Annotated in this window: 11 protein-coding genes; 5 read left to right on the top strand and 6 right to left on the bottom strand. The window is 72.0% G+C overall.

Annotated features, from left to right (window positions below; genetic code table 11):
* Positions 1 to 231: 231 nt before the first annotated feature.
* From WFJ17_RS00405 to WFJ17_RS00395, 3 genes are all read left to right on the top strand, one after another.
* The gene (locus WFJ17_RS00405) at positions 232 to 1764 is read left to right on the top strand and encodes a polysaccharide lyase 6 family protein (RefSeq protein WP_336647357.1); all 1533 of its coding nucleotides are present in this window, start codon (positions 232 to 234) and stop codon (positions 1762 to 1764) included.
* 187 nt (positions 1765 to 1951) lie between these two features.
* Positions 1952 to 3256 (top strand): mannitol dehydrogenase family protein, encoded by a 1305-nt coding sequence (locus WFJ17_RS00400; protein ID WP_336647356.1) that lies wholly within the window; start codon positions 1952 to 1954, stop codon positions 3254 to 3256.
* 13 nt (positions 3257 to 3269) lie between these two features.
* Complete coding sequence (locus WFJ17_RS00395; RefSeq protein ID WP_251447958.1) at positions 3270 to 4307, top strand: LacI family DNA-binding transcriptional regulator; 1038 nt, start codon at positions 3270 to 3272, stop codon at positions 4305 to 4307.
* 201 nt (positions 4308 to 4508) lie between these two features.
* On the opposite strand, the gene WFJ17_RS00390 is transcribed toward WFJ17_RS00395, so the two are convergent.
* The 5 genes from WFJ17_RS00390 to WFJ17_RS00370 form a co-directional block, all read right to left on the bottom strand.
* Positions 4509 to 5975 carry a polysaccharide lyase 6 family protein gene (locus tag WFJ17_RS00390; RefSeq protein ID WP_295033455.1) on the bottom strand — a complete coding sequence of 489 codons (1467 nt, stop codon included), beginning with the start codon at positions 5973 to 5975 and terminating at the stop codon, positions 4509 to 4511.
* 114 nt (positions 5976 to 6089) lie between these two features.
* Positions 6090 to 8186 carry an alpha-L-fucosidase gene (locus WFJ17_RS00385; protein ID WP_336647355.1) on the bottom strand — a complete coding sequence of 699 codons (2097 nt, stop codon included), beginning with the start codon at positions 8184 to 8186 and terminating at the stop codon, positions 6090 to 6092.
* Positions 8187 to 8188: 2 nt separating this feature from the next.
* A complete protein-coding gene (locus WFJ17_RS00380) occupies positions 8189 to 9055 on the bottom strand; it encodes a carbohydrate ABC transporter permease (protein ID WP_336647354.1) in 867 nt (288 codons plus the stop codon).
* Entirely contained in the window at positions 9052 to 10014 is a 963-nt protein-coding gene (locus WFJ17_RS00375; protein ID WP_251447952.1) for a carbohydrate ABC transporter permease, read from the bottom strand. Before WFJ17_RS00375 ends, WFJ17_RS00380 begins: the two co-directional genes overlap by 4 nt.
* Positions 10015 to 10016: 2 nt before the next feature.
* Entirely contained in the window at positions 10017 to 11354 is a 1338-nt protein-coding gene (locus WFJ17_RS00370; RefSeq protein WP_251447949.1) for a sugar ABC transporter substrate-binding protein, read from the bottom strand.
* Positions 11355 to 11486: 132 nt separating this feature from the next.
* On the opposite strand from WFJ17_RS00370, the gene WFJ17_RS00365 reads away from it, so the two are divergent.
* Together WFJ17_RS00365 and WFJ17_RS00360 are read left to right on the top strand one after the other, a co-directional pair.
* On the top strand, positions 11487 to 12488 hold the full coding sequence (locus tag WFJ17_RS00365; RefSeq protein WP_336647353.1) for a hydroxyacid dehydrogenase: 1002 nt from the start codon (positions 11487 to 11489) through the stop codon (positions 12486 to 12488).
* Between the two features lie 374 nt (positions 12489 to 12862).
* A complete protein-coding gene (locus WFJ17_RS00360) occupies positions 12863 to 13927 on the top strand; it encodes a LacI family DNA-binding transcriptional regulator (protein ID WP_292887497.1) in 1065 nt (354 codons plus the stop codon).
* A gap of 150 nt (positions 13928 to 14077) precedes the next feature.
* Here the strand turns inward: WFJ17_RS00360 and pgm are convergent, their stop codons facing one another.
* Positions 14078 to 15721 (bottom strand): phosphoglucomutase (alpha-D-glucose-1,6-bisphosphate-dependent), encoded by a 1644-nt coding sequence (pgm, locus tag WFJ17_RS00355; protein WP_292887494.1) that lies wholly within the window; start codon positions 15719 to 15721, stop codon positions 14078 to 14080.
* Positions 15722 to 15726: the final 5 nt, after the last annotated feature.

Raw genomic sequence — 15726 nt, 5'->3', positions numbered from 1 at the left:
GAGGGCGCGAGTATCCGTGTCTTCCGCCCTCGCGCCGGGGGATCTCGCGGGAAAGAGTGGCAAACGCTTGCCAAAAGTCTTCGAGATCGTCATGATCGGAGCGAAGGCAGTTTCCCCATGAGATCCGCCGCGCGCCGCACGAGGGCGCTCTGCGTCACGGGACTGGTGTGCGCCGCCGGCGTCGTCCGGGCAGCGCCGGCGGAGATCCATCGATGAAGATCGGAACCTCAGATGAAGACAACTCGATCACTGCTCGCGGCCACCGCGATCGCCGCACTCGCGCTCAGCGGTGCGGGCGTCGCGAACGCCGCCGAGCGTCCCGCCCCCTCGTCCCTCAGTGCGCCCCAGGCCGGTGCGGCCGGCGTCGGCCCCCTCGCGGCATCGCCGGCCAGCGGAGCCGTGGCGGCCGAGGGCGCCGCGACGACCGCGTCGACGGTCACGGTGAGCACCCTGGCCCAGCTGCAGGCGGCGATCGCCTCCGCGCACGCCGGAGACACGATCATCCTGAAGAACGGCACCTACGCGGTGGGATCCGCGATCGCGATCTCCGGCGGAGGCGCCACGGGCGCCCCCGTGACCATCGCGGCGGAGACGGTCGGGGGCGTGACGCTCACCGGCGCGTCCAGCTTCACCTTCTCCGGCGCGCACGACGTGGTGCTGCGAGGATTCCGCTTCACCCAGTCCACGACCCTCGAGGTGCCGGCCGACAGTCGTGCCATCACCTTCAGCCGTGACGAGTTCGTGTTCGCGCAGAGCGCCGAGCACAACCTCATGGTGCGCGCCGACGACTCCGTCGTCGAGTACAGCTGGTTCCACGGCAAGAGCACGATCGGCGTCTACCTGGGCATCGAGGGCGCGGGCACGACCGAGATGGCCACCGGCGTCCGGGTGCACCACAACTACTTCTCCGACCAGAGCTTCTCCGGCGCCAACGGGGGCGAGTGCATCCGGCTCGGGGTCAGCCCGCGCGCGCTGAGCACGGCCGGCGCGATCGTCGAGAACAACCTCTTCGAGAACGCCAACGGCGACCCCGAGACGATCTCGGTGAAGTCGAGCGGCAACACGATCCGCTACAACACGATCCGCAACAGCTTCGGCGGCATCGTGCTGCGGCACGGCAACGGCAACACGGTGGCCGGCAACCGGATCATCGGCGGCGCGAACGGCATCCGCATCTACGGCAACGACCACGTGATCGTGAACAACTACGTGGCGGGGCTGAGCAAGGAGGCGATCGTGATCGGATCCGGCACCGAGCGCGATCACTACGCGGGGGAGCCGGCGGACTCCCGTCGCGGCAACGACGCCCCCGACCGGATCCGGATCGCGCTCAACACGCTCGTCGACAACGGCGGCGGGATCATCGGCGAGACCAACCGCACGGTGCCGCCGCTCAACGTCACGATCGTCGACAACATCGTGCGCGGGCAGACGGGCTACCTCGGCAACGTCCCCCTCATGCAGGACTTCTACTGGCGGGGCAACCTCCTCTGGGGTGCCGCGGCGAACGGGAACATCCCGAAGGTCGGGTTCACGCGGGTGGATCCGCAGCTCGCGCAGGACGCGGCCGGCACCTGGAAGATCACCGCCTCGAGCCCGGCGGTGAACGCGGCGACGCAGACGAACCACGCGAACTGGGTCTCCGACGACCTCGACGGGCGTGCGCGCACGGGCGTGTACGACATCGGCGCCCAGGAGGTCACGACCAGCCCGGCGACGCGGGCTCCGCTCACCACCGCGAACGTCGGCCCCAGCGCCCCCTGAGCCGTGCCGGGTGCCGGAGCCCGCGCTCCGGCACCCGGTCGGCGCGGCCCGCGCGTGCCGCGTCGGGGCCTCGGCCTGTTCGCGCTGCGTCGGGGCCGCGGCCCTCTCGTACCGACGTGCGGCGTATGGCAAGCGGTTGCCACTAGAATGACGGAAGACCCCGGAATCGGGTCGGGAGAGGACACGGATGGCGGAGCGGATCGTCGCGCACCTGGGGCTCGGAGCATTCCATCGCGCGCACCAGGCCTGGTACACGCAGCACGCCGCCGACGCCGGCGGCTGGAGTCTCGTCGGCTTCACCGGGCGGTCGCCCGAGCAGGCGCGCATCCTCGCCCGGCGCCGAGGGGCGTACACCCTTCTCGTGCGCGGTCCCGAGGTCGACGCGATCGAGCAGATCACCGCGATCCGGCGCGCGCACGACGGCGCCGACCGGGCGGCGTGGGAGGGTGCGCTCGCGGATCCGGCCGTCACCGTCCTCACCCTCACGATCACCGAGGCGGGGTATCGTCTCGACCCCCGCGCGCCGGGCGGGGACGCGGGGCGTCTCGACCTCGCCGACCCCGCGGTGCGACAGGACCTCCGCGCCCCGGGAACGCACGGTGCGGTGACCGCCCCGGTGCGGATCGCGCTCGGGCTCGATGCCCGCCGACGGGCCGGCGCGGGACCGCTCGAGGTCATCAGCTGCGACAACCTGGTCGGCAACGGAGGGCTCGCCGGCGCCGTGGTCCTCGAGGCGGCGCGCGCCTGGGAGGAGGCGGATCCGGCAACCGCCGGGCTCACGAGCTGGATCGAGGAGAACGTCCGCTTCCGCTCGTCGATGGTCGACCGCATCACCCCGCGCACGGTCGCCGACGACCTCGCCACGGCGGAACGGCTGAGCGGCGTGCGCGACGAGGCCGTCGTCGTCTGCGAGCCGTTCTCGGAGTGGCTCCTGGAACCCGGCGCCCTGCCCGCGCCCGACTGGGCCTCGGCGGGCGCGCGCATCGTCGACGACCTCGTCCCGTACGAGGAGCGCAAGCTCCGGCTGCTCAACGGGGCGCACTCCCTGCTCGCCCACCACGGCCTGCTGCACGGGCTGACGGACGTCGCGGAGGCGTTCGCGGATCCGCGTCTGCGCGACCTCGTCGAGGAGTACTGGGAGACCGCCGCGGCGAGCTGCCGCCTGCCGGACGCGGAGCTGGCGGCCGCGATCGAGGCGACGCGCACGCGGTTCGCGAATCCGCGTATCCGCCACCGGCTCGCCCAGATCGCGGAGGGCGCACGGCACAAGCTCCCGCAGCGGATCCTGCCCGTGCTGCGCTCGGCGATCGCCTCCGGGCACGCGACCGATGCCACGGCCTCGGTCGTCGCCGCCTGGATCCTGGGGGAGGAGAGAGCCGGCCGCGGCGTCGACGCCGACGTGCTGCGCACCGGGGATGCGGCGCTGGATGAGCGCGTGCGCACGCTCGTCGATCGCGCACTCCGTAGGCTGGACGCGTCCGTGGTGGTCTGACGAGGGGAACCCGATGCCCGAGGAGCACTCCACCGCGCCCGCGGCCGCACCGGCGGCGGGGGCGGAGAAGGTCACGATCTACGACGTGGCGCGCCTCGCCGGCGTCAACCCGTCCACGGTCTCGCGCGCGCTGAACCAGCCCGGTCGGGTGAACGCCGCCACCGAGAAGCGGATCCGCGCCGCCGCCGAGTCCCTCGACTACCGGGTGAATCCGATGGCGCGGGCGCTGCCGACCGGTCGCACCTCGATCGTCGGCCTCGTGGTGTCGGACATCACCAACCCCGTGTTCTTCGACATCGTGCGAGGAGCGGAGACGGCCGCCTCGCGCCAGGGGTACACGCTCGTGCTGACCGAGTCGGAGGAGTCGGACCAGCGCGAGTACGAGCGCGCCGCGCAGCTGCTGCGCATGGTCGACGGGCTGCTGCTCGCGACACCCCGCATGTCGGACGAGCAGATCCGGTCGCTGGCGGCGCAGAAGCCGGTCGTCGTCGTGAACCGCCTCGTCGAGGGGGTGCGGTCGATCGTGCCCGACATCCAGGCCGGCATCGCCGAGGCCGTGCGCCATCTCAGCGGTCTCGGTCACCGGCGCATCGCCTACGTGCCGGGGCCGCCCCTGTCGTGGACGGCGGGACGGCGCGGAGAGCTGCTGGCCCAGCGCTGCGATTGGGCGCAGCTCGAGCTGGTGCGACTGGATCCGGTCGCCCCCACGGTCGCCGGAGGGCGGGCCGCCGCCGCGGCGGTGCGGGACGCCGGGGTGACCGCCGTGTTCGCCTACAACGACCTCGTCGCGATCGGGCTCATGCAGGAGCTCGTGGAGGCGCGGGTGGGGGTGCCGCGCGACCTCAGCGTGATCGGCTTCGACGACATCTTCGGCGCGGACTTCACCACTCCCGCGCTCACCACGATCAAGTCGCCGCTGCGCGAGGAGGGCGACCTGGCCATGTCCGCGCTGCTCGGCGGCATCGGCTCCGGCGACGCGCCCGCGTCCTCGGCCTTCGACCCCGCCACCGCGCTCGTCGTGCGCGGGTCGACGGGGCCCGCACGGGACTGAGCAGCGTCGCCGGGCGTGCTCCGGCGAACCGGAACCGCGGGTGCGCCTGACGGCGCCGGAACGGTCGTCGGCCGAGGGAGCCGGAGACGGCGCGCGACGGACACGGCGCGGCATCTGCCGACGGACACGGCGCGGGACGGGACGCGGCGCTCTCGCGATGCCGCGTCCCGTCCCGGTGGCCTACGACGGGGGACCGACGGGTCAGGGGGCGAGCGGACCCGCGTCGGCGGCCGTCAGCGGGGCGCGGCACGCGTGCGCCGACGACACCTCGTGCGCGCCGACGTCGGCGACGCCGATGCGCCGGCGACCGTCGATGTCGTCCGTCACGGTGGCGGAGTGATCCTGGGTCGCGGCGTTCACGGCGGGGCTGCCCGCGCCGATCCGGGGGACGCCCGCCGCATCGGTCACGAGCTGCGGATCGACCCTGGTGAACCCGGTCGCGGGCAGGTCGCCGTCGGCGGCCGCGCCCCACAGGATGTTGCCCGCCCAGGTGAAGCCCAGCGACTTCGGCACGAGAGCGAGCGAGCCGCGATCCGACACCACCAGGTTGTCGACGATGACGCAGTCGTGCGGCTCGAGCGGGCGCGCCGTCTCGCCGATGATGCCGCCGCCCACGTCGACGAGGGAGTTCAGGACGATCCGGATCCGGTCGGCGGCGTCGTTCTTCGTGCGCGAGCTCGACGGCTCGCCCTCGTAGTGGTCGCGCACCGTGCCGCAGCCGATCACGACCCCGGAGCCGGCGATCCCGGCGAGCACGTTGTTCACGATCACGTGGTCGTTGCCGTAGATGCGGATGCCGTTCTGGCCGTTCAGGATGTGGTTCGACTCGATCCGGGTGCGGTTGCCGTGCCGCAGCACGATGCCGCCGAGGGAGTCCCGGATGGTGTTGTAGCGCACCGTGTTGTCGCTGGACTTCACGGAGATCGCCTCGGGGTCGCCGTTGCACCGCTCGAAGAGGTTGTACTCGACGATCGCGTGCGCGCTGCTCAGCGCCCGCGGGCTCACGCCCAGGCGGATCGGCTCGCCGCCGTTGTCGCCCGGGAAGGTGTGGTCCGAGAAGTGGTTGTGGTGGATGCGCACGTTCTGCGCCATGTCGGTCGGCTGGCCGCCCTCGATGCCGAGGTAGATGCCGAGCGTGGACTTGCCGTGGAAGTGGTTGTACTCGATCACGGTGTCGTCGGCACGCACCATCACGTTGTGCAGGCCCTCGATGTCGGCGAGGACGAACTCGTTGCGGCTGAGCGTGATGGCCTGGCAGGAGGCGGGGAGCTCGAAGGTCGTCGACTGCGTGAACACGAAGCCGCTGATCGTCACGTGGTGGGCGGCGTCGAACACGAAGCTCTGCGCGCCCGTGAACGTCACCCCGCCCACGGACTCGGCGGTGATCGTGAGGTGCTTGTTCCACCGCCCGCCCACGCCCGTGAGGCGGATCGGGGATCCCTCGGGCACGGCGTAGGTGCCGTCCGTGACGACGATCGTCGCGCCCTCCTTGGCGGTGTCGATCGCGGTCTGCAGCGCGGCGAGGTCGGACACGAACGTGTACGGCCCGCGGCCCGGCCGCGCGGGCAGCCCCGCGGCACGGGGGCCGACGGCCTGCGCGGCGACGGGGGATGCCGTGAGCGCCAGGGCGGCACCGGCGGCGGTCAGGATGAACGTGCGTCTCTTCATGATTCTCCTCGTTGAGACAGGGCCCCGCGCCGGGCTCGGCGCAGGGTCGACGGCGGTCCCGGCGATGGTGCCGGGATCGTGGGACGGGCGGGCGAGGCGCGGCGGGGCGGGTCCTCAGCCGATCGCGTCGTCGGTCAGGAACAGCTCCACGACCGGCACGGCCGTGTCGGGGCGCTGCAGCGGGAGGTGGAGGGTGAGCGTGCCCGCGGGCAGCCCGCCCATGAGCGTGTTCTGCGCGACGCGATCCGGATCCACGTGCAGCGGCACGAGCTCGGAGGCGTCGCTCATCAGCTGGGCGTACCGCACCCGGCCGGCGAGCCCCGGCAGGTGCAGGTGCTTGAACGGCCAGGCGAAGAGGTGCGCGTAGAGCCGGTCGCCGCGCAGCGTGTACCGCACATCCGTCGGCGGGGTGAACGGCGCGGGGCCCGCGCCGTGGATCGCGCGGGCGTGGTCGTCCATCCAGTCGCCGATGCCGCGGAAGATCCGCTCGGCGTCCGCGCCGAGCCGGCCGCGGCCGTCCGGGCCGATGTTCAGCAGCAGGTTGCCGTTCTTCGAGACGCCGTCGACGAGCAGGCGGACGAGCGACTCGGCGGTCTTGAACTCGTGGTTGTCGCGGTCGTATCCCCAGCTGCCGTTGAGCGTCTGGCAGGCCTCCCACGGCACCGGCGCCCCGTCGCGGGCCATCGGCTCGAGGGGCTGGTACTGCTCCGGGGTGACGATGTCGCCCGGGATCCCGAGGCGGTCGTTGACGATGATGCCCGGCTGCAGCTCGCGGACCAGGGCGAGGAGGTTCTCCGCATCCCAGTCCGCCGCGCCCTTCCCGCCCCAGTAGTCGGGGCGGTGCGTGTAGGAGAAGTCGAAGAACAGGTAGTCGATGCGTCCGTAGCGGGTGAGCAGCTCGCGCACCTGGCCGTGCAGGTAGGGCTGGTAGTCGCGCACGTCGCGGTCGGCGGTCGCCTTCTTGAAGTCCTCGTCGTCGCGCTGGGGATGCGTGCCGTCGACGGGGAAGGATCCGTGGTGCCAGTCGATGAGGGAGTAGTACAGGCCCACGCGGAGGCCCTCGGCGCGGCACGCCTCGATGAACTCGGCCACCGCATCCCGGCCGAAGGGCGTGTTCATCGTCGTGTAGTCGGTGAGGGCCGAGTCCCAGAGGCAGAAGCCGTCGTGGTGCTTCGCGGTGAGCACGACGTAGCCGGCTCCCGCCTCGCGCGCGGTGCGGGCCCAGGCGCGCGGATCGAACCGATCGGGGTCGAAGTGCTCCCGATAGCTCTCGTAGTCGGCGTCGCCCATCCGCTCCCGGCTCTTCACCCATTCGTGCCGGGCGGCGAGGGAGTAGAGGCCCCAGTGTACGAACATGCCCAGGCGGGCGTCGACGAACCAGGCGAGGTCTGCGGGGGCGGTCATGCGTTCTCCGGGGGAGGGGGCGACGGGAGGGTGCGGCGCGGCGGGCGCGGCTGCGGCTGCGGCGCCGCCTGGGGCGTGCTCCGCCTCGAGCGGAGCACGCTCGGGGGTCAGCAGGGCTTCGTCGAGGGCCGTCAGCTCGGCGGCGGTCAGCCCGTGCGCGGCGAGCAGGGCGCGCACGGATCCGTGGACGCGGTCGATCTCGGCGAGGACGTCGCGCATGACGGACGCGGGGGATTCCGTGGCGAGCACCGCGGCGTGCGGCGACCGGGGATAGGCGCGGCGCAGGCGCTCCGACGTGGCCCGGCGGTCGGAGGCGGGGATGAGCTCCGCGGTGAGCGCGTAATCGGCCACGACCTCCTCGCGGTCGGCCCCCACGGCGGCGAGGGCGAGCGCGATCACGAGACCCGTGCGGTCCTTGCCCGCGGTGCAGTGCACGAGCGCGGGCTCGCCCGCGGCGATCGCGCGGATCGCCGCGACGAGTTCGGGCATCGACTCCGCCAGCAGGTGCCGGTAGATCCCGGCGAGGTCGTAGCCCTCCAGGAAGAACGAGCGCGGAGACCCGTGGTACAGCGGGAGGCGGATGAGCTCGACCTCGCCCACGGCCGTCGGCGCCGCCGCGACCTCGTCGTCCGAGCGCAGATCGATGATCCGCCCGACCAGGGCGCGGATCGCATCCGCGCCCCGGTCGTCGACCGACGAGAGCGCGCCGGAGCGGTAGAGCCTTCCCGTGCGCACCCGGGCGGATCCGGCGGGGATCCCGCCCACATCGCGCATCCCGACCACGCCGTCGATCTCGAGCACCGTCACGATCAGCCCTTCAGCGCGCCGGAGGTGAGGCCGCGCGCGAACGACCGCTGGAACAGCAGGAACACGATCACCGAGGGGGCGAGCGCGAGCAGCGAGGCCGCCATGATGACACCGGGCGTGACCTCGGGGTCGATGCGCAGGGTGCGCAGCGCGAGCGGCAGCGTGTAGGTCGCGTTGCTCGTGGAGACGAGCAGGGGCAGCAGGTACTGGTCCCAGATCATCGTGAACCCGAACACCCCGACCACGCCGAGGGCCGGCTTGCACAGCGGCACGATGATCTGCGCGAACACGCGGAGCTCCCCGGCGCCGTCGATGCGCGCGGCCTCCTCGAGCTCGATCGGCACGTCCTTCATGAACTCGGTCATCACGAGGATCGAGAACGCCCAGGCGCCCAGCGGCACGATCATGCCGGCGAGCGTGCCCATGAGGTTGATGTGCACGACCGGCAGATCCGAGAGCAGGATCGACAGGGGCAGGGCGAGGATCTCCTCGGGCAGCATCATGGTCGCGAGGATCGCGACCATGACCAGGGCCGAGAAGCGGAACCGCTTGCGCGCCAGAGCGTATCCGGCGAGCACCGAGACGACGACCTGCAGCAGCAGGCCGAAGCCGACGACGAAGAACGAGTTCGCGAGGTACTTCAGCACGCCGTAGTCGATCGCGATGCCGAAGTTCGCAAGCGTCGGCCGGCTGGGGATCACGCTGAGCTCGGTCGGGTCGGAGACCTCGCTGAACGCGCCCACGAGCAGGGCGATCAGCGGTCCCGCGAAGAGGACCGCGACCACGGCGTACAGCACGACCTTGACGGCGATCGCGAGGGGCGTGCGGCTCTCGGTGAGTCCGAGGGCGGTGTCGGTGCCGGCGCTCATGCGTCCTTCCTCCTGCGGGTGATGAGCTGCACGAAGACCGTCAGCACCAGCGTCGCGAGGAACAGCAGCACCGCGCCGGCCGAGCCGACGCCGAGCTTGCCCTGTTCCAGGCCGAGTTTGTAGAGCAGGGTCATGACGACCTCGGTGGCGCCGTTCGGGCCGCCGTTGGTCATCAGGAACACCTCGGTGAACACCCGGAAGCCGCGCACCGCGGCCAGGATGAAGAGGATCGTGAACACCGGGCGCAGGCCGGGCAGGGTCACGTGCAGGATCCGCTGCCAGCGGTTCGCGCCGTCGACCGTCGCCGCCTCGTACAGGCCGCGGTCGATGCCGGCGAGCCCGGCGAGGATGATCATCATGTCGTACGGGGCGCCGCGCCAGATCCCCATCACCATGATGGATCCCATCGCGGTGCTCGGATCGTTGATGTACTCGCTCGGGCCGAGGCCGACGAACCCGATGATCGAGTTCAGGAAGCCGTCGGCGGCGGGGTAGTACATGATCCGCCAGAGCTCCGCGATGACCGCCATCGGCACGACCACGGGAAGGAAGGCGGCCGAGCGCAGGAAGGAGAGCTTCCGGGTCTGGCCCTCGAGCAGCAGAGCGAGCAGGAAGCCGACGCCGAGGCTGCCGGCGGTCTGGCCGAGGGCGAGGACGAGGGTGTTGATCGTCGCATCGCGGAAGTCCGTCGACGACAGGATCGTCTGGTAGTTCGCGAGCCCGACGAACTCGTTGCCCAGGTAGGGGCGGACGTTCTCCACCGACATCGAGACGGCCTGCACCATCGGGATGTAGCGGAACACGAGGAAGAGCAGCAGGGCGGGGGCGAGGAACACCCACGGGATCCACCACTTCCCCTGCGTGCGCCGCCGGCGGCGCCGAGCCGGCGACGGGACCAGCAGGGCCTCCGTCGCCGTGCTCGCCGCCGAAGCCGGACGTGCGGTGTCCACGATGTCCATGGTCACTTCTTGAGGATCCCCTGCGTGAGCAGTTCGGCGGTGAGCTTGCCGTCGAGGTCGGACAGCTCCGAGGTCAGATCGAGCGAGCAGTCGGCCAGGAGCGCGTTCACCGTGTCGGCGGTCATCTGGCGCACCGGCGTCCAGCTCGGGATGTTCGGTGCGTAGCGGCCGCTCTCCTGATAGGCGGTGGCGAACGTCTCCCAGCGGGCGTCGTCGCGCACGTCGGAGACCTTGACGGTCTCGTTCACGGGCAGCTGCACGCTGAAGGTGCCGTTGGTGCCCTCCATGCCGGCCTTCTGCGCGTCGGCGCCGATGTACCAGTTCGCGAAGGCGTCCTGGCCCTTCTGGTTCTCGGATCCGGCCATGAGGTAGATCGCACCGCCCTCGGCGAGCACCGTGGCGTCCTTCGGGCCCTTCGGGGCCGGGACGACCTCGTACTTGTCCGCGCCGAGGGACTTGTCGAACCGGGGCATCATGTACGGGCCGGTCAGGTACATGCCCGCGACCCCGGTCTCGAAGGCCTCGTTCGTCGGCGGGGTGTCCATGCTGACGGCGCCGGGCTGCACGACCTTGGCCTCGCACTGCAGTCCGCGGAACCACTCCATGGCCTTGACCGAGGCGGGGTCGCTCATCGCGGGGACGTAGCCGTTGCCGGACTTCTTGATGAAGTCGCCGCCCGCGGCCCAGAGGAAGTTCGAGAAGTACCACGAGGCGTAGCCGCGCTTGGTCGAGGCCGGCACGGCGAGGCCGTAGGTGTCGGCCTGGCCGTCGCCATCGGGATCCTGGGTGGTGAACGCCTTCGCGACCGTCTCGAGCTCGTCCCAGGTCTTCGGCGCCTGCAGGCCGAGCTTCTGCAGCCAGTCGCTGCGGATGAGCAGGGCGTTCGCCTGCGCCGAGTAGGGGATGGCGTAGGTCTTGCCGTCGGTCGCCTTGCCGGCGGCGGCGGCCTGGGGCGTGAGATCCTTCGCGTTGGCGACGCTCTTCGTGTCGACCTCGCGCACGATGCCCTGCGTGTGCATCGTGCCCAGCTGGCTGATGTCGTTCATGACGATGTCGGGCAGATCCTTCTGCCCCGCCCGCTGGGCGAGCTTGGTCTCGAAGTCGTCGAAGATCGCCGTGAGCTCGGCCTTGTAGCCGGTCTTCTTCTCGAAGGCCTCGACCATGGCCTTCTGCGCCGCCTCGCTCGGGCTTCCCGGGGTGGTGCGGATCCAGATCTCCAGCGTGGACTTCTCGTTCTGGGGCGCCTCGCCCTTGCCGCCCGAGGCGGTGCTCGAGCAGCCCGCGAGGGCGAGCGTGGCGACACCGATCAGGGCGGCGGTGCGCAGGATTCTGCTGTGCATGGGATTCTCCGTCAGGTTTGGCAAACGCTTGCCACTTTGCAAGACGTCGATGGCGAATCTAATGTAGGTCCGCAGACGCTGTCAATCATTCATCGGATGTTTCGCCCGGAGGGGCGGGCGGAGGGAGGCGGTATGGGCGAGCGGATGCGCGCGCGGCTGGTCATGGAGGAGGGGCGTCGCGACGACGTCTATCCGGACGACGTGCTGGCCATGATCGACGCTACCGTGATGCTGGAGCGGCCGTTCCTCACCGCGGCCGAGCTCGCGGCCCGGCCGGAGGCGCTGCACGACACCGAGCTGCTGCTGACGGGCTGGGGTGCCCCCGTGGTCGACGGTGCGCTGCTCGACCGTGCGCCGCGTCTGCGCGGAGTGCTGCACGCGGCGGGATCGGTGAAGCACATGATCGCGCCCGAGGCGTGGGCGCGCGGGATCACGGTGGTCTCCGCCGCCGCGGCGAACGCCGACCCGGTGGCCGAGATCGCCGCGGCGCAGATCGTGCTGGCCGCCCGGGGCGTTCCTGCGGCCCGGCGCCGGTATGCGCAGGAGCGCAGCCGGTCCGCTGCCGCCGCCGCTGCGGGCGCCCGCGGGCGCACCGTCGGCCTCGTGGCGCTGGGCGAGATCGGGCGCAGGGTCGCGGAGCGCCTGCGCGACAGCGGCCTGCGGCTGATCGCGGCGGATCCGTTCGCGGACGCCGAGTCCGCGGCCCGGGCGGGGATCGAGCTGGTCGAGCTGGAGGAGCTGTTCGCCCGGGCCGACGTGGTGAGCCTGCATGCCCCGCTGCTGCCGGCCACGACCGGGATGATCGACGCCGGGCTGCTGCGCCGGATGCCGCAGGGCGCGACGCTCGTGAACACCGCCCGGGGCGGGCTCGTCGACGAGGGCGACCTCGTGGCGGTGTGGCACGAGCGCCCGGACCTCACGGCGCTGCTCGACGTGACGGTGGACGAGCCGCCGGTGGCCTCCTCGCCGCTGTGGACGCTCGAGAACGTCGAGCTCACGCCGCACGTGGCCGGATCCATGGGCGAGGACCGCGCGGCGATGGGGCGCCTCGTGGCGGCCGAGCTGCGCCGCTGGGCCGAGGGCGAGCCGCTGCGGCACCGGGTCGACCCGGCGTCGCTCGACCGGATCGCCTGAGCGGGTCGGGAGCCTCGGGCGCGGGTCGCTCGACGGCATCGCCTGAGCGGCCTGGGGCTCCTGGTGCGGGTCGCTCGACCGGACCGCCTGAGCGGGTCCGGAGCCTCGGGCCCGGGCGTGGTTGGCAACCGATTGCCTCGCTCTCCTGTCGCCTCGGGACCCGCTCGGCGGACTGCCTTCTCGGCTCCGGTCGCAGAAAATGTCGTTCCGAGGGCGGGAAAGCGACAGATTCTGCGACCTGAACGGGGACGGGGGCGACGGGAGGCGTAGCGGGACGGGCGGGGGCACGTCGCGAACGGGGCGAAGGGACAGGCCGGATCCGGTCGTGCGTCATGGGCACTGCGCAGCCGGGCGACGGGAACTATGCTCGGGGCATGACCCCGGAAAGCCCTTCCCTGCACGCCGGCTCCGGCGGGGCCCACGCGGCCACGCTCCAGGACGTGGCGCGCGAGGCCGGTGTCTCGCTGGCCACGGCCTCGCGGGTGCTGAACGGCTCGGCGCGCAAGGTCGCCGAGGACTTCCGGGAACGCGTGGAACGCGCCGCCGACTCCCTCGGGTACACCCCGAACGTGTCGGCCCAGGCGACCGCCCGCGGACGCTCCCCGGTCATCGCGCTGTTGGTCGCCGACATCGCCGACCCCTATTTCGGCCAGATCGCGGCCGGCGTCGCGCGCGGCGCGGACGAGCGCGGCCTCGTCGTCACGATCTCGATCACCGAGCGCGATCCGGAGCGCGAGAACCGGATCCTGCGCGCGCTCCGCGGACAGCGGCCGCAGGGACTCATCCTCGCGGCCTCCCGCGCCGACCGCACCGGCGAGGCGGGGGCGGCGGATCCTGCAGACGCCGAGCTCGAGGCCTTCTCCCGCTACGGCGGCCGGGTGGTCGCGTTCGGCGAGCGCCCCGGCGACGGTTCGGGAACGCGGGCGATCACGATCGACAACGCGGGCGGGGCCGAGGAGCTCGGCCGGCGCATGGCGGCGCTCGGCTACCGGTCCGCGATCGGGATCGGCGCGGCCGAGGGCGTGCGCACGTCCGACGATCGCCTGAACGGGTTCGCCCGCGGGTTCGCGGCGGGCGGGGGCGAGATGTCGCGGATCCACCGGGGCGACTTCCGGCGGGAGTCGGGCACGGCCGCGATGGCAGCGGCACTCGCCGAAGGCGTGGAGCCCGGCACGCTCGTGTTCGGCATGAGCGACGTCGTCGCGCTCGGGGCGATGTCCGCGATCCGCGCGGCGGGCCGCGCAGTCGGCGCCGACATCGCGGTCTGCGGCTTCGACGACGTCTCGGCGAGCGGGGACGTGACGCCCGCGCTCACCACCGTGCGGGTGCCGCTCAACGAGGCCGGGTACCAGGCGTTCCGCGCCATCGTCGACGACGACTGGACCCAGGCCCCGCTGCCGGTCGAGGTGATCGTGCGCGGCAGCACCCCCGGGCTGTGACCGCTCGTGAGATGACCGCGCTTCGTCTTGCTCGGACTGCGATCGTGCTCGCTCGACGACCCCGAGGGCACCAGCGGGGCCGTTGAGCGAAGACCCCGAAGGCGACGGAGACGAGACGCGCTGCAGTGAGGCGACTCCCGCCCCGGGGCGTCAGCCGCCGAGCGCGGCGCTCACGACCGCCCGGGCCTCCTCCTGCACGCGGGCGAGGTGCTCGGGACCGAGCAGAGACTCGGCGTAGAGCTTGTACACGTCCTCCGTGCCGGAGGGGCGCGCGGCGAACCAGGCGTGCTCGGTCTGCACCTTGAGGCCGCCGATCGCCGCGCCGTTGCCGGGCGCGTGCGAGAGCTTCGCCGTGATCGGCTCGCCCGCGAGCTCGGTCGCGGTGACCGACTCCGGCGACAGCCTGCCGAGCGTCGCCTTCTGCTCGGGCGTCGCGGGCGCGTCCACGCGCTGGTAGGCGGAGGCGCCGAACGCCTCCTCGAGCTCGCGGTAGCGCTCCGACGGGGTCTTGCCGGTGACGGCGATGATCTCCGCGGCGAGGAGGCAGAGCAGGATCCCGTCCTTGTCGGTCGACCAGACGGATCCGTCCTTGCGCAGGAACGACGCGCCGGCCGACTCCTCGCCGCCGAACGCCACCGATCCGTCGAGCAGCCCCGGCACGAACCACTTGAACCCGACCGGGACCTCGAGCAGACGCCGGCCCAGCGACTCGGCGACCCGGTCGATGATCATCGACGACACCAGCGTCTTGCCGATCGCGGCGTTGCGGTCCCAGCCCTCGCGGTGCGAGAACAGGTAGTCGATCGCGACGGCGAGGTAGTGGTTCGGATTCATCAGCCCGGCGTCGGGGGTGACGATGCCGTGGCGGTCGGCGTCGGCGTCGTTGCCGGTCAGCACGTCGTAGTCGCCCTTCTTCGCGACGAGCGACGCCATCGCGGAGGGGGAGGACGGATCCATCCGGATCTTCTCGTCCCAGTCCAGCGTCATGAACCGCCAGGTGGGGTCGACCTCCGGGTTGACCACGGTGAGGTCGAGGCCGTGCATCTCGGCGATGAGCGCCCAGTACTCGACCGATGCGCCGCCCAGCGGGTCCGCCCCGATCCGGACGCCGGCCCGCTTGATCGCGTCGACGTCGATGATCGACGGCAGGTCGCGCACGTAGCCGTCGCGGAAGTCGTAGGTGCCGAGGGATCCGGCGTCGATGTCGGCGAAGCGGGTGCGCTTGACGCCCGCCAGCCCCTGCTCGATGAGCTCGTTGGCGCGGTTCGCGATCCAGCCGGTCGCGTCGGTGTCGGCGGGACCGCCGTGCGGCGGGTTGTACTTGAAGCCGCCGTCGCGCGGCGGGTTGTGCGACGGGGTGACGACGATGCCGTCGGCGCGACTCGGCTCGTCGGCGGCGCGGTCGCGGTTGTAGGTGAGGATGGCGTGGCTGAGCGCGGGCGTGGGCACCCAGGCGTCGCGGGAATCGACGAGCACGTCGACGCCGTTCGCGACGAGCACCTCGATCGCGCTGCGCTCCGCCGGACGACTGAGCGCGTGCGTGTCGCGGCCCAGGAAGAGGGGGCCGGTGATGCCCTGCGCGGCCCGGTAGTCGACGATCGCCTGGGTCGTGGCGAGGATGTGCTGCTCGTTGAAGCTGCCGCTCAGGGATGATCCGCGATGCCCGCTCGTGCCGAACACGACCCGTTCCGTCGGGACGGACGGATCCGGGATCCGGTCGTAGTAGGCGGCGATCAGCTCGTCGACGTCGATCAGGTCGCTTTCCTCCGCGGGGAGGCCGGCACGGCTCGTCATGGGGA

Origin of the sequence: Microbacterium sp. MMO-10 (assembly GCF_037148715.1) — a bacterium.
In the GTDB taxonomy this organism is placed as follows: Bacteria; Actinomycetota; Actinomycetes; order Actinomycetales; family Microbacteriaceae; genus Microbacterium.
This window is presented reverse-complemented; position numbering and strand designations above follow the sequence as displayed.

Coding starts and splice junctions, on each gene's coding strand:
- WFJ17_RS00405 (WP_336647357.1), top strand. CDS start 232: ATGAAGACAACTCGATCACTGCTCGCGGCCACCGCGATCGCCGCACTC.
- WFJ17_RS00400 (WP_336647356.1), top strand. CDS start 1,952: ATGGCGGAGCGGATCGTCGCGCACCTGGGGCTCGGAGCATTCCATCGC.
- WFJ17_RS00395 (WP_251447958.1), top strand. CDS start 3,270: ATGCCCGAGGAGCACTCCACCGCGCCCGCGGCCGCACCGGCGGCGGGG.
- WFJ17_RS00390 (WP_295033455.1), bottom strand. CDS start 5,975: ATGAAGAGACGCACGTTCATCCTGACCGCCGCCGGTGCCGCCCTGGCG.
- WFJ17_RS00380 (WP_336647354.1), bottom strand. CDS start 9,055: ATGAGCGCCGGCACCGACACCGCCCTCGGACTCACCGAGAGCCGCACG.
- WFJ17_RS00375 (WP_251447952.1), bottom strand. CDS start 10,014: ATGGACATCGTGGACACCGCACGTCCGGCTTCGGCGGCGAGCACGGCG.
- WFJ17_RS00370 (WP_251447949.1), bottom strand. CDS start 11,354: ATGCACAGCAGAATCCTGCGCACCGCCGCCCTGATCGGTGTCGCCACG.
- WFJ17_RS00365 (WP_336647353.1), top strand. CDS start 11,487: ATGGGCGAGCGGATGCGCGCGCGGCTGGTCATGGAGGAGGGGCGTCGC.
- WFJ17_RS00360 (WP_292887497.1), top strand. CDS start 12,863: ATGACCCCGGAAAGCCCTTCCCTGCACGCCGGCTCCGGCGGGGCCCAC.
- pgm (WP_292887494.1), bottom strand. CDS start 15,721: ATGACGAGCCGTGCCGGCCTCCCCGCGGAGGAAAGCGACCTGATCGAC.